The organism is Dactylosporangium sp. NPDC005555, from assembly GCF_040605635.1.
GTDB lineage: Bacteria > Actinomycetota > Actinomycetes > Mycobacteriales > Micromonosporaceae > Dactylosporangium.
Genome location: NZ_JBEXDG010000015.1, coordinates 1 through 17,354, shown reverse-complemented (window position 1 = coordinate 17,354; position 17,354 = coordinate 1). Strand labels below are relative to the sequence as shown.

Genomic DNA, 17,354 nt, shown 5'->3' with positions numbered 1-17,354 from the left:
CGTCGCCCATGAGGGGCGCGCCGCAGCACAGGAGATGATCTGAGGATGCAGTACCTGGTTTCCGTGATCTTCGAGGCCGACGACACCCTGGCCACGCCGGAGGAGATGGCCGCCATCGACGTGTTCAACGAGCGGGTCACCGCCGAGGGCCACTGGGTCTTCGCCGGCGGCCTCGCGGCGCCCACCGCGGCGACCGTCGTCGACAACCGGGGCGACGGGGCACTCTTCACCGACGGGCCGTTCGTGGAGGCGAAGGAGTATCTCGCCGGCTTCTGGGTCTTCGAGGCGCCCGACCTCGACGTGGCGCTCAAGCTCGCCGCCGACGGGTCGAAGGCCTGCAACCGCAAGGTCGAGGTGCGCCCGTTCCTGTGAGCGCCGCCGATGCACGGGACGCGATCGTCCGGGCCCACCACGAGGAGTGGGCACGGGTGGTCGCCGCCCTCACCAGACGCTTCGGCGACCTCGACGTCGCCGAGGAGGCCGCCGCCGACGCGTTCGCGACGGCCGTCGAGCGGTGGCCTGCCGACGGCGTACCGCCGAACGCCGGCGCCTGGCTCACCACCACCGCGAACCGCAAGGCCATCGACCGGCTCCGGCGCGAGGGCAAGCGCGACGAGAAGCACAAGGAGGCTCAGATGCTGCGCGACGACGACCCTCCCGAGCCGACCGGCCCCATCGACGACGAGCGCCTCCGCCTGATCTTCACCTGCTGCCACCCCGCGCTGGCGACGGAGACCCGTGTGGCGCTGACGCTGCGCATGGTCGGCGGCCTCACCGTGGCCGAGATCGCCCGGTCCTTCCTGGTCCAGGAGACCGCCATGGGCCAGCGGATCACCCGGGCCAAATCCAAGATCAAGGCGGCGCGAATCCCGTACCGCGTCCCGTCCTCGGACGACCTCCCGGCCCGCGTCTGCGCCGTCCTCGCCGTCCTCTTCCTCATCTTCAACGAGGGCTACCTGGCCACCGGCCCCGACACCGACCCCGTCCGCCCCGGCCTGACCGCCGAGGCGATCCGCCTCGCCCGCCTGATCCGCGCCCTGCTGCCGCACGACGGCGAGGCGGCCGGCCTGCTGGCGCTGATGCTCCTCATCGACGCCCGCCGCACCGCCCGTGTCTCGGCGACCGGCGAGCTGGTCACCCTCGCCGAACAGGACCGCGGCGCCTGGGACACCGCGCTCATCGCCGAGGGCCACCGCCTGGTCCGCGAGCGTCTCCGCTCCGGCGAACCGCCGGGCCGCTACCAGATCCTCGCCGCGATCAACGCCGTGCACACCTCCGCCCGCGACGTCCGCGACACCGACTGGTCACAGGTCGTCGCCCTGTACGACCAGCTCGTCCACCTCGACGCCTCGCCGATCGTCGCCCTGAACCGGGCGATAGCGGTCGCCGAACTCGACGGCCCCGAGGTGGCCCTGGCCGCGGTCGACCGCCTGTCGGACCGGCTGGCCGGCTACCACGCCTACCACGCGACCCGCGCCGACCTCCTGCGCCGCCTCGGCCTCGGCCGGCAGTCCCGCCTGGCGTACGACCAGGCGATCGCCCTGGCCGGCAACACCGCCGAGACCGCCTACCTCACCCGCCGCCGCGACCAGCTGGGACAGGCAGGGCCGGGCGATCCCCGGCAGCCCTGACCGCCGCGGCCCCCTCGAAGACCGTTGCGTCACTGGAGGTCGAGGACGACCTTGATGTCGTCGGGGTGCGACTCGAGGGCGTCCGCGAACCGCGCCAGGGGGACGCGGCGGGTGATGAGGCGGGCGAGCCAGGCAGGGTCGGCGGCGAGAAGGGCGTCGGCGGCCGCGGCGTAGTGGGACAGGTTGGCGTTGACGGAGCCGACGACGGCGTCGTTCTCCAGGACGATCTCGCGGTTGAGGGCGCCGGCATCGACCGTGATCCTCCGGCCGGCCGGGGAGACGCCGGTGAGGCAGACGACGCCGTAGGCGGCGGTGCCGGCCATCGCCTCGAAGACGACGCTGGACACGCCGGTGGCCTCGATGATGACGTCCGGTTTCGCCTTGGCGGCCACGTCGGTGACGCTGCTGCTGTGGTACCGCGCGCCGAGCGCCTCGGCGGCGTCCTTCTTCGGGCCGGACGTGACCTTGTCGAGGACGTGGACCTCCAGGCCGCGTCGCACGCCCAGCATCGCGGCGAGCAGGCCGATGGGGCCGGCGCCGGTGATGAGGGCCCGGCGCGGCTCGAACCAGGAACGGGCGCCCACCTTCTCGACCTGCTCCCAGGCTTTCGCGACCACGGTGGTGGGCTCCATCAGTACACCTGCCGCATCCAGACGAGCGTCCAGCTTCACGGCATAGCCGGTCTCGACGGTCCACAGCCGACTGCCGTAGCCGTCGAGGTGTTTGATACCGCGCTCGGTGTATCGGCCGTTGCGGCACATGTCGAACGCGCCGTGTGCGCAGGCGCCGCACGGGACCGGGTCGGGGCGGCGGACCACGCCGACGACCAGGTCGCCGGGGGTGAACTCGCTGCCGGCGGGGGCTTCGCGGACCCGGCCGAGCGACTCGTGGCCGAGGACGAGGTGGTCCCGGCCCGGGGGCGCCCAGCCGTAGCCGCCGGCGGCGATCTCCCGGTCGGTGCCGCAGACACCCAGCGCGACGCCCTCGACGAGGAGCTCGCCCGCGGCGGGTGCGGGATCGGGCAGTTCACGGATAGCGGCAGAGCCGGCCTTACCGGGTTCGACGGTCAGCGCGCGCATCGGGACACCTCCACGAAGGAGGGGCTACCCGTTCGCGCCCGCGCGGTAACGGCGGGTGCTGGCCGAGCCCGAACTTCGGCTCGACGCGCTCCTCGACCGAGGAACTCCACGACACCCGCCGATGAATCGGGTCAACCGTACCGGAGAGGGCGACCGGCACCCGTAACCGTGGGTGCTGACTTCCGGCGGCATCTCGGGTACTGTCCGCGTGGCATTCTGCACCGGTCACGGCCGCCACCCCCGCGCAGATCCGGCCGAAGTGCGAATCGCCGCCGAGGAGGGCAGGGACCATGACGCAGCACCAGATGCGACCGTATGACGAACGTCTCGCGAACGGTCACGCGACGTTGAACAACACCGCGGAGCAGCAGGCTCCCCGCCCCGACATGAACGTCCAGCACCAGGCGCTCCAGGTCCTGACGATGGCGCAGCGCACCGCCGAGGAGCACCTCGACGGCGCCCGCCGGGAGGCGGAGCAGATCCGCGCCGCGGCCCACGCCGAGGCGGCGCAGATCGTCTCGAAGACCCAGGCCCGCGCCGACGCGCTGCACGCCGAGGCGGAGAAGTTCATCGCCGAGGCGCGCGCCCAGGCCGAGAGCATCGCCCAGTCGGCGGAGGCGTTCGCCGCCGAGACGGAGCAGAACGCCAACGACATCCTCGCCGAGGCCCAGGCCCGCTCGGAGAAGATCGTCCAGCAGGCCCGCGCCAACGCCCACGACATCAAGCAGCGCGCCGAGCAGATCTACGAGGACGTGGTCGGCGGCCTCACCGCGAAGCGTCAGGCGCTGCAGCAGCAGATCGAGGCGCTGGAGCGCTTCGATCACGAGTACCGGTCGCGGCTCACCTCGTTCATGCAGCAGCAGATGCGCGCCCTCTGGGTCAGCCAGCCGCAGGTCGAGGCGGAGATCGAGGAGGCCGAGGCGGTCCCCGGCGAGCTCATGGCCGCCCCGCGCCACGAGCAGGACGCCGAGGACGAGGCCTAGGTCTCCACGCCGTCCGCCGGAAACGGGGTTGTCCGGCTCGTCCCGTAAACGTGCCAGAAGAAGTCGTTCATGACCGCCGCATTTCGCGCGTGGCGGGTGAGCAGGGCCGTCAGCGTCTCCGGGACGCCGACGGGCCGCGCACCCGCCGCGCACCCGCGGATGTAGTCGTGCCGCTCGGCGGTGCCGGTGATCCCGGCCACGTTGGCGACGATCCAGTTGACCAGTTCCCTCGACGCGTAGCCGGTGTCATGGTTCGCGTGGTGTACGACGAAGGCCCGCTCCTGCGCGGACAGGTCGAACCGCGCCGACGTGGCCAGGCCGAGGTCCGCCAGGTAGAGGCGGCGGCCGTCGGTCAGGATGTTGCGGAAGTGCGCGTCGAGGTGCAGCAGGCCGTTGCCGTTCATGAAGGCGACGGCCTCACGCAGCTGCCGCTCGACGCCCAGGCAGGCTTCGGGGTCCTGCTCGGCCAGCCAGGTGTCCAGGCGGTGCGGGACGTACTCGGCGAACAGCACCAGGCTCGCCGACGCCTCCGCCAGGGCCCGCAGGCGCCGGCGGACCGCGGGCGAGCCGTCCCAGTAGTCGACGACCCGCTCGATGTCGGCGTGCTCCTCGGTCGGCGGCGCCGCGCCGGGCAGCACCCGCCAGTGGTACAGCAGCGGGAACGCCTCGCTCCGCCCGGTGAGCACCCAGTTCGTCGTCATGGTGTTCGCGGCGAGCTCCCGCCAGGCGCCGAAGCCGCCGGCGGCGTGCGCCACCACGCTGTACTGGCAGACCACGGGCAGCTCGAAGAAGTTGGCGGTGGATCTGACGTGCCGCGGGTCGCGCTCCAGGTCGGTCAGCGGGATCCGCTTCACGAAGACGGGCACACCGTCGACGTCCAGCACCGCTGACGCGCCGCCGACGCCGACGCCGAGCGGCCGGGCCTCGTCCACGAGCCGGCCGAGCCGGCGATCGTCGAGCAGGGCGAGCGCCGTGGAAACCTCGCCGTATCTGACCAGTCTCACGCTCACAGGGTATCCAGGCGCGGATCATCCGCGGATCGGCCGGTCGAGGATGTAGACATCGGTGGGGGCGCTCCGACGTCTCAGGTGCGCGACGGGACGGCCGTCGTCCGAGCTGGGAGGTTCCGATGAAGTACGTGATCCTGATCCACTCCAACCCGCAGCCCTGGGGCCACCCGACGAGCGACTACCTCGCCGCCCACCAGGCCCTGCCCGACGAGGTCCGCAAGCGGCTGAACGCCGAGTTCGAGCAGGTGATGGGCGAGTTGCAGGCCAACGGCGAGCTGCTCGGCGGCGAGGCGCTCGGCGACCCGGCCGGCGCCCGGCTGTACCGGTGGCGCGACGGCGAACCCCTGGCCGTCGACGGGCCGTATTCGGAGGCGAAGGAGCACCTGGCCGGGTTCTTCCTGATCGACGTCGACAGCAAGGCCCGCGCCGAGGAGGTCGCCGCCCGGTTCTCCGGCCCTGACGAGACGGTGGAGCTGCGCCCGCTGATGTGGCCCGGCGGCGACGACCAGTGAACGTTCCCGGCGACGGGCGGCGCGCCCCGGCGGTCCATGGCGCTCCCGATGGTTGAGGACGTGTGGCGTCGGGAGGCGCCGCACGTCCTCGGGGCGCTGCTGCGCAAGTACGGCGACCTCGGCGACTGCGAGGAGGCGCTGCAGGACGCCGCCGAGGCGGCCACCGCCCAGTGGCCGGTCGAAGGGATGCCCGACTCGCCACGCGCCTGGCTGATCACGGTCGCGTCGCGGCGGCTCATCGACCAGGTCCGCGCGGACTCGGCCCGGGTCCGCCGCGAGACCCTCGACGCGGCGGCCCGTCCGGATGCCGCACCGGATGCCGCGTCGGGCGACACCTCGGGTGACGCTGACGACACGCTGCGGCTGTTCTTCCTCTGCTGCCATCCCGCACTGACCCGCCCGTCGCAGGTCGCGCTCTGCCTACGCTCCGTGGCCGGCCTCGGCGTGGAGCAGATCGCGGCGGCGTACCTCGTCCCGGCCCGGACGATGACGCAGCGCCTCACCCGTGCCCGCACGGCGCTGCGCCAGGCGGGTGCGCGGTTCGACATGCCGTCGGAGCGGGACCTGCCCGGCCGGGTCGCCGCGGTCATCGACGTGTGCCACCTGGTGTTCACCGAGGGGTACGCGCGGACGTCGGGTGCCGCGCTGCTCGACGTCCGGCTCGCCGAGGAGGCGATCCGGCTCGTCCGGCAACTGCACGCCGCACTGCCCGACCACGCTGAGGTCGCCGGGGCCCTGGCCCTCATGCTGCTCACCCACGCCCGGTCCCCCGCCCGCGTCGACCGGGCCGGCGACCTCGTGCCGCTCGCCGCACAGGACCGCTCACTGTGGCAGCGTGCCGCGATCACCGAGGGTGTCGGCCTGCTGGAACTGACCCTCCCCCGAGGCCACGTGGGCAGGTTCCAGCTCCAGGCCGCGATCGCCGCGGTCCATGCGGAGGCCGCGACCTACGAGGAGACCGACTGGCTGCAGATCAGCGTGCTCTACGACATGCTGAGCCGGGTCGCGCCTGGCCCGGCCGTCACGCTGAACCACGCGGTCGCCGTCGCCATGGCCCACGACCCCGCCGCCGGCCTCGCCATGCTGGAGCCGCTGCTGACCGACCCGGCCATGCAACGCCACCACAGGCTGCACGCGGTGCGCGCCCACCTGCTCGACCTCAACGGCGACCCCGCCGCCGCGCAGGAGCACTACCGGACCGCCGCCCGCCTCACGACCAGCCTCCCCGAACAGCGCTACCTCAACCGGAAACTGACCCGGTGACCGCCCCCTGCTCGACGGGCCGCTACACGCTAGAGACCGTGAACTGTCAGGGTCTGGGGTCACGGCGGTGGCTGCTCGTCTCTGCGTAGTCGATTCAAGAGCATTGTCCACAGCGGACTGCGCGGAGCTTGCTCGTCAGTTCTTCCTCGCTGTCACCATCGCGAAGGTGAGCAACTCGCCGGCGTCGGCGGCGAGTAGGTCGATCACCGCCTGGCGATTGTGTTGTGGGCCGGCCCAGTCGCCTGTGTGCTCGGCCACCGCCTGTGTCCATAGCAGCCAGTCCCGCCAGCCATCTTCCTGCAGTCGTGCCGATGTGACGGTCACGAGTTCGGTGACTTCCCACTGAAAGCGCCACCACTCGGCGGTGTGCCAGGCGATCGGCTCCCAGCCGAACAGTTCCTTGATGCGCTCCGGGATCGCCCCGAGTTCCCGGACCTCCTGGGTCATTCCCGGCGTCGCCACGCCGAGTTGGCCGCCAGGCCGCAGGAACCCCACGAGGTATGGCAGATACCAGTCAGAGGTGCCGAAATACTCGAAGGCGTCGATACTTACGATGGCGTCGAAGCTGTCCTTCCCGAACGGCAGGTTGTGCGCCTCGGCCCGCACGGCGGTCACCTGGCCGGAAACGCCGGCGTCAGCGAACACGGCCGCTGCCTCATCCGGCGCGATCCACCAATCGGCCGCCACGACCTGGACACCGTACTCACGGGCCAGGAACACGGACGTCGCTCCCTTGCCGGAGCCCAGGTCCAGGACCTGCATTCCCGGGCGCAGGTCAAGATCCCGGGCCAGGTTCTCCAGCAGCCACAACGGGTTCGGCCCCATGTCCAGGTCGAGCAGCCAGGCCGGGTCGTACCGGGACGAGCGCGGATACCGACCTTGGCGGGCAAGCTCACCGATAGCTGTCACGGGCGCCGATTGAAGCTGGTCACAAGCAGGCATGCAACCCATTTCACTCACCCTGCCGACAAGGACCTGCAGGCGTCGATGCCCAGGCACGCCGTGCACCGACGGCCTGTCCAACAGCAAGGTGTCGCGACGGCACCTACCTGCGCCGTAACCCCGACGGCACCCTTGACCGGCACCGCTCCCCCACCGGCGACCACGTCACGTGAGCCGAGCCGCCCCGATCACGGGCCTGTGGCACGGCGAGCGGTACACGCGGAGGTCACGACCTACCGGAAGACCGACCGGATGCGGATCAGCCTGCGCCACCACATGCTGACCCGGTCATGACGCTCGCGCCGACAGCAGGCCGAACAGCTCTTTGACGGGCGCCGGCGCGTCTGCGGGCGGCGCGGCGAACCCGGCATCGAGGAGGCGGAATCCCGCCAGGTTGAGGAAGGCGAACGTGTCGGTGTGCGTGTCTGCGTGGTGCAGCCTGATCCGCCAGCCGAAGTGCCACCCGCGCGAATAGAGGACACCGAGGTGGTGGAGCTGTGCCAGTGGGATCCGGCGCTGCCGCACCACGTTGTGCAGCTCGACCTCGGTCGCGTGGACGATCACGTGCTGCCGCGTCGCGGCCAGGAGGAGCAGCCCGCACGGGATCGAGGCGTACCACAGGGGTGGAAACGCGAAGAAGCCGACAAGCGCGAAGCCGACGAAGCCGGTCCCGTAGTACGCGATCGCCTGCCAGTTCCGGTACGTCCGAGGTTCACCTGTCGTCACGCCGTCCATCATGATCGAGGCCGTCGATCCCTGACAACGCCCGCGGTCAGGGCGCCGTCGTGAGGCGGGTGATGGCGGCGACGGTGCGGCCGGCGAAGACGTCTCGGATGCGCAGTTCGACGCCGGCCTCGCGGGCCCTGGTGACGAGCTGGATGGACAGGATGCTGTCGCCGCCGAGGGCGAAGAAGTCGTCGTCGACGCCGACGTCGCGGACGCCGAGCACCGCCTCGAACACCGCGCACAGCTGCCGCTCCGCGGAGGTGCCGAGGGCGGCGGAGCGGCCGCTGCCGGTGATCTCCGGCATCGGCAGCGCGGCCCGGTCGATCTTGCCGTTGACGGTGACGGGCATCGTGTCGAGGAGCACGAACGCGGCCGGCACGAGGTGTTCGGGCAGCCGGGCCACCAGGTGGGCGCGCAGCTCGGCGGTCGTGACGGCGGCCCTCGGCACCACGTAGCCGACGAGCCGCTTCACCCCGGGCGTATGTTCGCGCACGTCGAGGGCAGCCTGCCCCACGGCGGGGTGGCCGGCCAGGGCCGCCTCGATCTCGCCGAGCTCGATGCGGAAGCCGCGGATCTTCACCTGGCTGTCGCTGCGGCCGACGAAGTCGACCCGGCCGTCGGCCGTCCATCGCACGACGTCGCCGGTGCGGTACATGCGGCTGCCGGCGGGACCGAAGGGGTCCGGCAGGAAGCGTTCGGCGGTCAGGCCGCCACGGCGAAGGTAGCCGCGGGCGACCTGGGTGCCGCCGATGTACAGTTCGCCGTCGACGCCGGGCGGCACCGGGCGCAGCCAGCGGTCCAGGACGTACGAGCGCCCGTTGGCGATGCCGCGGCCGATGAGCGGCCGGTCGGAGTCGCGGATGCGGGCGACGAGCGCGTCGACGGTGCATTCGGTGGGCCCGTAGAAGTTGTACGTCTCGGTGCCCTCGAAGCGCTGCATCCGCTCCCACAGCGGCTGCGGGATGGCCTCGCCGCCGACGCCGAGGATGGTGAGCGGGAGCCGGCCGGCGTCGAGCAGGCCGGCGGCGATGAGCTGCTCCAGGTGCGACGGCGCGACCTCGATGAAGTCGATCTCCCGGTCGCGGATGAACGTCGTCAGCGACACCGGGTCGCGGCGGATCTCCTCGGTCACCAGGTGCAGGTGGTGGCCGCCGAGGAGGCCGAGCATCGGCTGCCACGAGGCGTCGAACGCGAACGACCAGTTGTGCCCGACCCGTAGCTTGCGCCCGCCGAGCCGTCGCGAGGCGGGGGTGAGCACGTCGCGGTCGTGGCTGGCGAACAGGTTCACCACGTTCTGGTGCGGGACGAGGACGCCCTTGGGCTGTCCTGTGGAGCCGGACGTGTAGATGACGTAGGCGGCGTTGCCGTTGCCCAGCGCCGGCGCGGTGAACGGGCCGTCCCCGAAGGCGAGCGAGTCTTCGACCAGGCAGGTGCGGGTGCCGGGGGGCAGCGCCGCCGCGTGCGAGGCGTCGGTGACGACGAGGACCGGTTCCGCGTCGTTCAGCATGTACGAGACGCGGTCGGCCGGGTAGTCGGGGTCGATCGGCAGGTACGCGGCACCGGACTTCAGGACCGCCCAGATCGCGACGATGATGTCGGCCTCGCGGGGCAGCATCAGGGCGACGGTCCGCTCGGGTGCCGCCCCGCGCTCGGCGAGGAGCCTGGCGAGCCGGTTGGCCCGCGCGTCCAGCTGCGCGTAGGTGAGGGTCTCGTCCCGTACCGTCAACGCCGGCGCGGAAGGGGTCACCGTCGCCCAATGGGTCAGGATCGCGGGCAGCGTCGACGCGGCGACGGGCAGGGTGTCGTCGTTCCACTCCCGCAGCACGGTGTGCAGCTCGTCGGGCAGCAGCACGTCGGTGCGGCCGACGGGGGCGCCGGGGTCGGCGAGGGCCTGGCCGATGATCCCGACGAGCCGGGCGAGGGTCCGTTCGGCGGTGGCCTTGTCGAACAGGTCGGGGCGGTATTCGAGGGTGAGGTGCAGTCCCCCGTCGTCGCCCGCGACGAGGGTCAGCGGGTAGTGGGTCGCGTCGTGCTGCTCGACGGCGCCGATCTTCAGCCCGGCGACCGTTTCCCGCGCCGCGAGGGCGTCCTCGTCGACGGGGTAGCTCTCGAAGACGGTGAGCGTGTCGAACAGTTCGCCGATGCCGTGCGCCCGCTGGATGTCGGCGAGCCCGAGGTGGTGGTGGTCGAGGAGGGCGGCCTGCTCGGCCTGGACGCGGGCGAGGAACCCGGCCCACGGCTCGCCGGCGCGGATCCGGACCCGGACGGGGACGGTGTTGATGAACAGGCCGATCATGTCCTCGACGCCGTCGAGGTCGGCGGGGCGGCCGGAGACGGTGGCGCCGAAGACGACGTCGTCGCGGCCGGTGAGCCGGCTGAGCAGCACGCCCCAGGCGGCCTGGACGAGGGTGTTGACGGTGACGCCGAGCCGTCGGCCGGCCGCACCGACGGCGGTGGCGAGGGTCTCGGGGACGGCGGCGTCGAGGTAGCCGGGGGTGATGCCGTCGCGGGTGGCGTCCGGCGGCACGATCCGGGTGGCGTCGGTGACACCGGCGAGCGCGTCCCGCCACGCGGCGGTGGCCGCGGTCCGGTCCTGCGCGGCGAGCCACGCGAGGTGGTCGCGGTAGGGCCGGGACGGCGGCGGGGTCTGCCCCGCGTACAGGGCGAGCAGGTCCCGCACGAGCAGCGGCCCGGACCAGCCGTCGAGCAGGATGTGGTGCTCGGTGCTGATCAGCCGGTGCCGGTCCGGGCCGAGGGTGGCGAGCGTCCACCGCAACAGCGGCGGCGCGGCGAGGTCGAAGCGGTCCTCGCGGGCGTGGGCGAGGACGCGGGCGGTGGCGGCGGCGAGGTCGTCCTCGCCGGTGAGGTCGACGGTGTCCCAGCGGGGCTCGACGGCCGTCGGGATGATCTGGACGGGCGTGCCGGACGCGGTGGTGCCGAAGCCGGCCCGCAGGTTGGGGTGCAGGTCGAACAGCCGCGCCGCCGCCCGCTCCAGCCGGTCCGGGTCGAGGGGGCCGGTGAGGTCGACGGCCTGCTGGACGGTGTAGACGTCGATGGCCGTCTCGTCCAGCGACGACAGGAAGTACAGGCCTTCCTGCAGCGGCGACAGCGACCACAGGTCGTGCGCGTCGTGGTCGAGCGCGGCGATGTCGGCGGCGGTGATCGCGACGAGGTCGAAGTCCGACGGGGTGCGGCCGCCCGCGCCGGCGGCGACGGCGGCGGTGATCGCGTCGAGCGCGGCGAACCAGTCGGCGGCGATGGCGCGCACGTCGTCGTCGGTGAGCACCCCGGCCGGGTAGCTCAGGTCCACCGACAGCGTGGTGTCGAGGACGCTGACGTTGATCTCGAGCGCGTAGGTGACGGGGGCGCCGGGGTCGGCGTCGCCGCCGATGCCGTTGACGGGCATCCACTCGTCGGTGGTGTCGTCGCCGGCGCCGAACCGGCCGAGGTAGTTGAACAGCACCTGCGGCTGCCGCCGGGGGCCGTCGGGACGCAGCAGCCCGTAGCCGATGCCGTTGTTCGGCACCGTACGAAGCTGTTCCTTGACGTGCTTCACCGACTGGGCGGGGTCGTCGCCGGGGGTGAGCCGGACCGGGTATTCGCTGGTGAACCAGCCGACGGTGCCGGTCAGGTCGGCACCGGGGACGAGCTGCTCCTCGCGGCCGTGGCCTTCCAGCCCGATCCGGACGCTGCCGAGGCGCCCCTGCAGCGCCGTGGCCAGACCGGCGAGGAGGACGTCCTGGACGCCGGCGTGGAAGGCGGCGGGCACGTCGGTGAGCAGGGCGCCGGCGGGCCGGTCGACGGTGAGCACGCTGGTCGTGGCGACGGTGTCGGTGGCCGGGTCGACGGTGCGGACGCCGAGCGGGGCCTCGGAGCCTTCCTCGGCCTGTGCCCAGTACTCGGCTTCGGCGTCGGTGAGCGTCACCTGGCGCAGCGCGGCGGCCCAGGTCCGGAAGGGGGTGCCGCGGCTGGTGAGCGCGGGGGTCTCGCCGCGGTGCGCGGCCTCCCACGCGGTCCGCAGGTCCTCGACGATGATCCGCCAGGAGACGCCGTCGACGACGAGGTGGTGGGCGACGACGAGGATCTCGTCGCCGGGAAGGCGGACCACGTCGAGCATGACGCCGGCGGCGGGGTCGAGCCGTCCGGCAGCGGCGTCGTGTTCGGTCCTGGCGTCGCCGGTGCCGGTGTGGACGCGCGTCGTGACGCTGCCGCCGGCGGGCACGTCGAGGTGGCTGCCGGTCCATCGGGCGCGGAGCAGGTCGTGGTGGTCGAGCAGCGCCTGGACGGCGACGGTGAGCTCGGCGGTGGTCGCGGCGGCCGGGACGCGCAGCAGCACCGACTGGCTGAGTCGGTCGAACGGGCCGCGCAGCCACCCGATGACCGGCGTGACGGGGACGGGCCCGGTGGCGTCGCCGGCGATGCCCGTGGCACCGTCGAGCGGGGTGGCGACGCGGGCGAGAGCGGCGACGGTCCGGTGCTCGAACACCTGCCGCGGCGTGATCCTCAGCCCGGCGGCGCGGGTGCGGGCGACGAGCTGGATGGACACGATGCTGTCCCCGCCGAGAGCGAAGAAGCTGTCCTCGACGCCGACCGCCGGGAGGCCGAGGACCTGCGCGTACAGGCCCGCGAGGACCGCTTCGACGGCGTTGCGGGGCGCGAGCGCCCCGGCCATCGCCGCGAAGTCGGGTGCGGGCAGCGCTTTGCGGTCGACCTTCCCGGCGGTGGTGGACGGCAGCACGTCGAGGACGACGAACGCGGCGGGGACCATGTGCTCCGGCAGGCTCGCGGCGGCGGTCTGTTTGAGCGCGGCGATGTCGAGGCCGTCGCCGGCGAGGTACGCGACGAGTTGTTTGATGCCCGGGGTGTCCTCGCGGGCGGTGACGGCGACCTGGACGACGCCGGGATGCTGGGCGAGGACGGTTTCGATCTCGCCGAGCTCGATCCGGAACCCACGGATCTTCACCTGGTCGTCGGACCGGCCGACGTATTCGAGGGCGCCGCCGGCGGTCCAGCGCACGACGTCGCCGGTGCGGTACATGCGATCCCCCGGCCCGCCGAACGGGTCGGCGACGAACCGCTCCGCCGTCAAGCCCGGCCGGCCGAGGTAGCCCCGGGCGAGCGGCGCACCGGCGAGGTACAGCTCCCCCGCGACACCGACCGGGACCTGCCGCAGCACGCCGTCCAGAACATGAGCGCGGGTGTTCGCGATGGGACGGCCGACGAGCGGCGTTGCGCTGTCACCGATCCAGGCCATCAGCGTGTCGACGGTCGCCTCGGTCGGGCCGTAGAAGTTGACGCCGTCGACGCCGCCGGCGTCGCGCAGCGCGGTCCACAGGGCGGCGCCGATGGCCTCTCCGCCGACCATGAGCAGCGCGGGCGGGTCGTCGAGGAGGCCTTCGGCGACGAGCCGGTCGGCAAGGGACGGGGTGACGTCGAGGAAGTCGATGTCGTTGCGGGCGACGTGGTCGACGAACAGGGCCGGGTCGCGGCGGGTCTCGTCGTCGAACAGGTGCAGCTCGTGCCCGGCGACGAGCCACAGCACGCCCTCCCAGGACGTGTCGAACGACAGCGACGCGGACAGGCCCGCCCGGATGCGGCGGGGCGTGAACCGGTCGAACAGCACCCGCCGGTGGTGTTCGAAGAAGTTGAGCAGCGCCGCGTGTTCGACGACGACGCCCTTGGGTCTGCCGGTCGAGCCGGACGTGTACAGCACGTATGCCGCCTGGCACGGCGACACGGCCGGCAGTTCGACGAGCGGTACATCACCCGCCGCCGGAACCTCGCGCAGCACCACGGACGCGTCGGCGTCGGCGAGCATGAACGCGATCCGGTCGGCCGGCAGGTCCACGTCCACCGGCAGATACACCGCACCGGCACGCAGCACGGCCAGCCACGCGACGACCGAGTCCATGCTCCGCGGCAAAACCACCGCGACGACACGCTCGGGACCGGCGCCCATCCCGACCAGGCGACGGGCGAGGACATCGACCCGGTCGGCCAGCTCCCCGTACGTCAGCGACTCGGACCCGAAGACCACGGCCGGCAGATCGGCGGAAGCGGCGACCCGCTCCAGGAACACGTCCACGAGCGTGCCGGCGCCGACCGGGTGGCCGGTGGCGTTCCAGGACGCGAGGTCGCCCGCCTCACCCGGCAGCAGCACGTCCACAGTGGACAGCATCGCCGACGGGTCGGTGGCGAGGGAGCGGAGCAGGGTTTCGAGGCGGTCGAGGAGCCGGTCGGCGGCGGCGGCGTCGAACAGGTCGGTGCGGTATTCGAGGCCGAGCTCGAGGGCGTCGTCCGGCACGACGGTGAGGGTGAGCGGGTAGTGGGTCGCGTCGAGGTTGCCGACGGCGGAGATCCGCAGCCCGGCGGCCCGCTGCGTGGAGTCGAGGGCCTCGGTGTCGACGGGGTAGCTCTCGAAGACGGTGAGCGTGTCGAAGAGCTCGCCGACGCCGGTCATCCGCTGCAGTTCGGTGAGGCCGAGGTACTGGTGGTCCAGCAGCGCCGCCTGCTCGCCCTGGACGCGGCGCAGCAGCGTCAGCCACGTGTCGTCGCGCCGGACGCGGACCCGGACGGGGAGGGTGTTGATGAACAGGCCGACCATGTCCTCGACGCCGGTGAGCTGCGCGGGGCGGCCGGAGACGGTGGCGCCGAAGACGACGTCGTCGCGGCCGGTGAGCCGGCCGAGGAGCACGCCCCACAGGACCTGCACGACGGTGCTGAGCGTGACGTCGTGCCCGCGGGCGATGGCGGTGACCGCGGCGGTGACGCCGGCCGGGAGGACCCGCTCGGTGAGGCCCGGCAGCTGTGACAGGGCGGGGGCGCCGGGGGCGACGAGGGTCGGCTCGTCGACGCCGTCGAGGGCGGCCTGCCAGGCGGCGCGGGTCGCGTCGCGGTCCTGGTCGCGCAGCCACGCGAGGTGGTCCCGGTAGGGCCGCACGGCCGGCAGCGGGGTGCCCGCGTAGGCGTCGAGGAGGTCCCGGACGACGAGCGGGCCGGACCAGCCGTCGAGGAGGATGTGGTGGCTGCTGATGATGAGCCGGTGCGCGTCGGCGGCGAGGCGGACCAGGGTGTACCGCAGCAGCGGCGGCGAGGCGAGGTCGAATCGGCGCTGCCGGTCGGCGTGGGCGAGGTCCTCGAACGCGGCCTGCCGGTCGGTGGCGCCGGTCAGGTCGACCTCGTCCCACGGCACGTCGGTGGTCGCCGGGACGACCTGCACGGCGGCGCCGCCGGCGGTGGTGGTGAAGCCGGCGCGGAGGTTGGGGTGCCGGGCGAAGACCGTCGCGGCGGCGGCGCGGAGCCGGTCGGTGTCGACGGGCCCGGTGAGGTCGAGGATCTGCTGGACGGTGTACACGTCGACGTCGGCGTCGTCGAACGACGACAGGAAGTACAGGCCCTCCTGCAGCGGCGACAGCGACCACACGTCGGCGCCGGGGTGGGTGGCGTCGACCGCGGCGATGTCCGCGGGCCGCAGGCGCACGAGGTCGAAGTCCGACGGGGTGCGCCCGCCGGCGCCGGCCGCGACGGCGGCCGCGATCGCGTCGAGGGCGGCGAGCCAGCCGGCGGCGATCGCCTCGACCTCGGCGTCGGTGAGGACACCGGCCGGGTACGCGAGGTGCGCGGTGAGCGCCGGCCCGGCGGGGGTGTCCAGTGTGGACACGTTGATGTCGAGGGCGTGGGTGAGCGGGGCGCCTGCGTCGGCGTCGCCGCCGATCCCGTCGAGCGGGACCCAGTCGGTGTCGTCGCCGGCGCCGAAGCGGCCGAGGTAGTTGAACAGGACCTGCGGCTGCTGGTGCGCGGCGAACTCGGCGGCGGTGGCCGGGTTGACGTGGCGCAGCAGACCGTAGCCGAGCCCGGCGGCGGGAATCGACCGCAGGTGTTCTTTCACGGCCGCCACGGAAGCGCCGGCGGTGAGCCGGATCGGGTGTTCGGCGGTGAACCAGCCGACGGTGCGGGTCAGGTCGGCGCCGGGCACGAGGTCCTCCTCACGGCCGTGCCCTTCCAGGCCGACCCTGCCGGGCAGGACGGCGGCGAGACCGGCGAGGAGGACGTCCTGGACGCCGGCGTGGAAGGCCCGCGGGACGGTCTCCAGCAGGGGCAGGGTCCGCTCGGGCGGGAGTTCGACGGTGACGGCGCGGCTGGTGGCGACGGTGTCGCGGGCCGGGTCGAGCGCGCGGGCGCCGAGAGGTGCCTCCGTGCCCGCGGCGATCGACCGCCACAGGTCGACCTCGGCGGCGGGCCGGTCGGCGGCCCTGCCGAGCCCGGCCGCCCACTGCGGGAACGGGGTGCTGCCGGGCGCGACGGCGGGTTCGCGGCCGGCGGCGACGGCCTGCCACGCGGCGGCGAGGTCGGCGGCGAGGATGCGCCAGGAGACGCCGTCGACGACGAGGTGGTGCGCGACGAGCGTGAGCCGGCCGGGGGCGGCGGGGCCGGCGTCGAGCCAGACGGCCTGCACCATGCGGCCCTCGGCGGGCGCGAGCCGGGCGGTGGCGGCGGCCGTCTCGGCGGCGGCGAGCGCGTCGAGGGCGGCGGCGGTGACGCCGGCTGCCGGGACCCGGTGGATGACGTCGGCGGCGCGGGGTCCGGCGCCGCCGGGGATGGCCAGGGCCTGTCCGGTCCAGGTGGCGCGGAGCATCGGGTGGGCGTCGAGGACCGCCTGGAGCGTCTGGGCGAGGGTCGCGGCGGTCAGCGAGGCCGGGGCCCGCAGCTGCACCGACTGGCTGTACTGATCGAGGGGCGCGTCCTGCTCGGCGAGCCAGGCGACGATCGGGGTGAGCGGGACGGGCCCGGTGACGTCGGCCGGTGCGGCGGCGGGTTCGGTGAGCGGGGTGGCGACACGAGCGAGGGCGGCGACGGTCCGGTGCTCGAACACCTGCCGCGGCGTGATCCTCAGCCCGGCGGCGCGGGTGCGGGCGACGAGCTGGATGGACACGATACTGTCCCCGCCCAGGGCGAAGAAGCTGTCCTCCACGCCGACCGCCGGGAGGCCGAGAACCTGCGCGTACAAGCCCGCGAGGACCTCTTCGATCGCGGTGCGCGGGGCGACGGCACCGGCCATCGCGGCGAAGTCGGGTGCGGGCAGTGCTTTGCGGTCGACCTTCCCGGCGGTGGTCGACGGCAGCACGTCGAGGACGACGAACGCGGCCGGGACCATGTGCTCCGGCAGGCTCGCGGCGGCGGTCTCCTTCAGTGCTCTTGCGGTGAGGCC

At 73.2% G+C, this 17,354-nt stretch carries 10 protein-coding genes; 5 read left to right on the top strand and 5 right to left on the bottom strand.

From position 1 onward, the window contains the following. Positions 1 to 45: 45 nt before the first annotated feature. Positions 46 to 372 (top strand): YciI family protein, encoded by a 327-nt coding sequence (locus ABZS58_RS18845; RefSeq protein WP_354783032.1) that lies wholly within the window; start codon positions 46 to 48, stop codon positions 370 to 372. Further along, positions 369 to 1,631, top strand: a complete 1,263-nt coding sequence (locus ABZS58_RS18840) for a sigma-70 family RNA polymerase sigma factor (protein ID WP_354783030.1) — start codon at positions 369 to 371, stop codon at positions 1,629 to 1,631. Before ABZS58_RS18845 ends, ABZS58_RS18840 begins: the two co-directional genes overlap by 4 nt. Positions 1,632 to 1,660: 29 nt before the next feature. Here ABZS58_RS18840 and ABZS58_RS18835 read toward each other — a convergent pair whose 3' ends face one another. Continuing rightward, positions 1,661 to 2,710: a glucose 1-dehydrogenase gene (locus tag ABZS58_RS18835; protein WP_354783028.1), complete on the bottom strand. Its 1,050-nt coding sequence runs from the start codon at positions 2,708 to 2,710 to the stop codon at positions 1,661 to 1,663. A gap of 290 nt (positions 2,711 to 3,000) precedes the next feature. On the opposite strand from ABZS58_RS18835, the gene ABZS58_RS18830 reads away from it, so the two are divergent. Continuing rightward, positions 3,001 to 3,693, top strand: a complete 693-nt coding sequence (locus ABZS58_RS18830; protein ID WP_354783026.1) for a hypothetical protein — start codon at positions 3,001 to 3,003, stop codon at positions 3,691 to 3,693. Here ABZS58_RS18830 and ABZS58_RS18825 read toward each other — a convergent pair. After that, on the bottom strand, positions 3,690 to 4,697 hold the full coding sequence (locus tag ABZS58_RS18825; RefSeq protein WP_354783024.1) for a serine/threonine protein phosphatase: 1,008 nt from the start codon (positions 4,695 to 4,697) through the stop codon (positions 3,690 to 3,692). The genes ABZS58_RS18830 and ABZS58_RS18825 overlap by 4 nt on opposite strands. A gap of 125 nt (positions 4,698 to 4,822) precedes the next feature. On the opposite strand from ABZS58_RS18825, the gene ABZS58_RS18820 reads away from it, so the two are divergent. Then, on the top strand, positions 4,823 to 5,215 hold the full coding sequence (locus ABZS58_RS18820; protein ID WP_354783022.1) for a YciI family protein: 393 nt from the start codon (positions 4,823 to 4,825) through the stop codon (positions 5,213 to 5,215). Between the two features lie 60 nt (positions 5,216 to 5,275). After that, positions 5,276 to 6,478: a DUF6596 domain-containing protein gene (locus ABZS58_RS18815; protein WP_354783020.1), complete on the top strand. Its 1,203-nt coding sequence runs from the start codon at positions 5,276 to 5,278 to the stop codon at positions 6,476 to 6,478. Positions 6,479 to 6,613: 135 nt separating this feature from the next. Here the strand turns inward: ABZS58_RS18815 and ABZS58_RS18810 are convergent, their stop codons facing one another. The 3 genes from ABZS58_RS18810 to ABZS58_RS18800 form a co-directional block, all read right to left on the bottom strand. After that, on the bottom strand, positions 6,614 to 7,387 hold the full coding sequence (locus ABZS58_RS18810) for a methyltransferase domain-containing protein (RefSeq protein ID WP_354783019.1): 774 nt from the start codon (positions 7,385 to 7,387) through the stop codon (positions 6,614 to 6,616). Positions 7,388 to 7,708: 321 nt separating this feature from the next. Then, complete coding sequence (locus ABZS58_RS18805; RefSeq protein WP_354783017.1) at positions 7,709 to 8,146, bottom strand: hypothetical protein; 438 nt, start codon at positions 8,144 to 8,146, stop codon at positions 7,709 to 7,711. 46 nt (positions 8,147 to 8,192) lie between these two features. Beyond that, entirely contained in the window at positions 8,193 to 17,300 is a 9,108-nt protein-coding gene (locus tag ABZS58_RS18800; RefSeq protein ID WP_354783015.1) for an amino acid adenylation domain-containing protein, read from the bottom strand. Between the last annotated feature and the right edge of the window lie 54 nt (positions 17,301 to 17,354).

Excerpts from the sequence above, each read along its gene's own strand:
- ABZS58_RS18800 (WP_354783015.1), bottom strand. The coding sequence starts at position 17,300 with ATGGTCCCGGCCGCGTTCGTCGTCCTCGACGTGCTGCCGTCGACCACC.
- ABZS58_RS18820 (WP_354783022.1), top strand. The coding sequence starts at position 4,823 with ATGAAGTACGTGATCCTGATCCACTCCAACCCGCAGCCCTGGGGCCAC.
- ABZS58_RS18845 (WP_354783032.1), top strand. The coding sequence starts at position 46 with ATGCAGTACCTGGTTTCCGTGATCTTCGAGGCCGACGACACCCTGGCC.
- ABZS58_RS18830 (WP_354783026.1), top strand. The coding sequence starts at position 3,001 with ATGACGCAGCACCAGATGCGACCGTATGACGAACGTCTCGCGAACGGT.
- ABZS58_RS18835 (WP_354783028.1), bottom strand. The coding sequence starts at position 2,710 with ATGCGCGCGCTGACCGTCGAACCCGGTAAGGCCGGCTCTGCCGCTATC.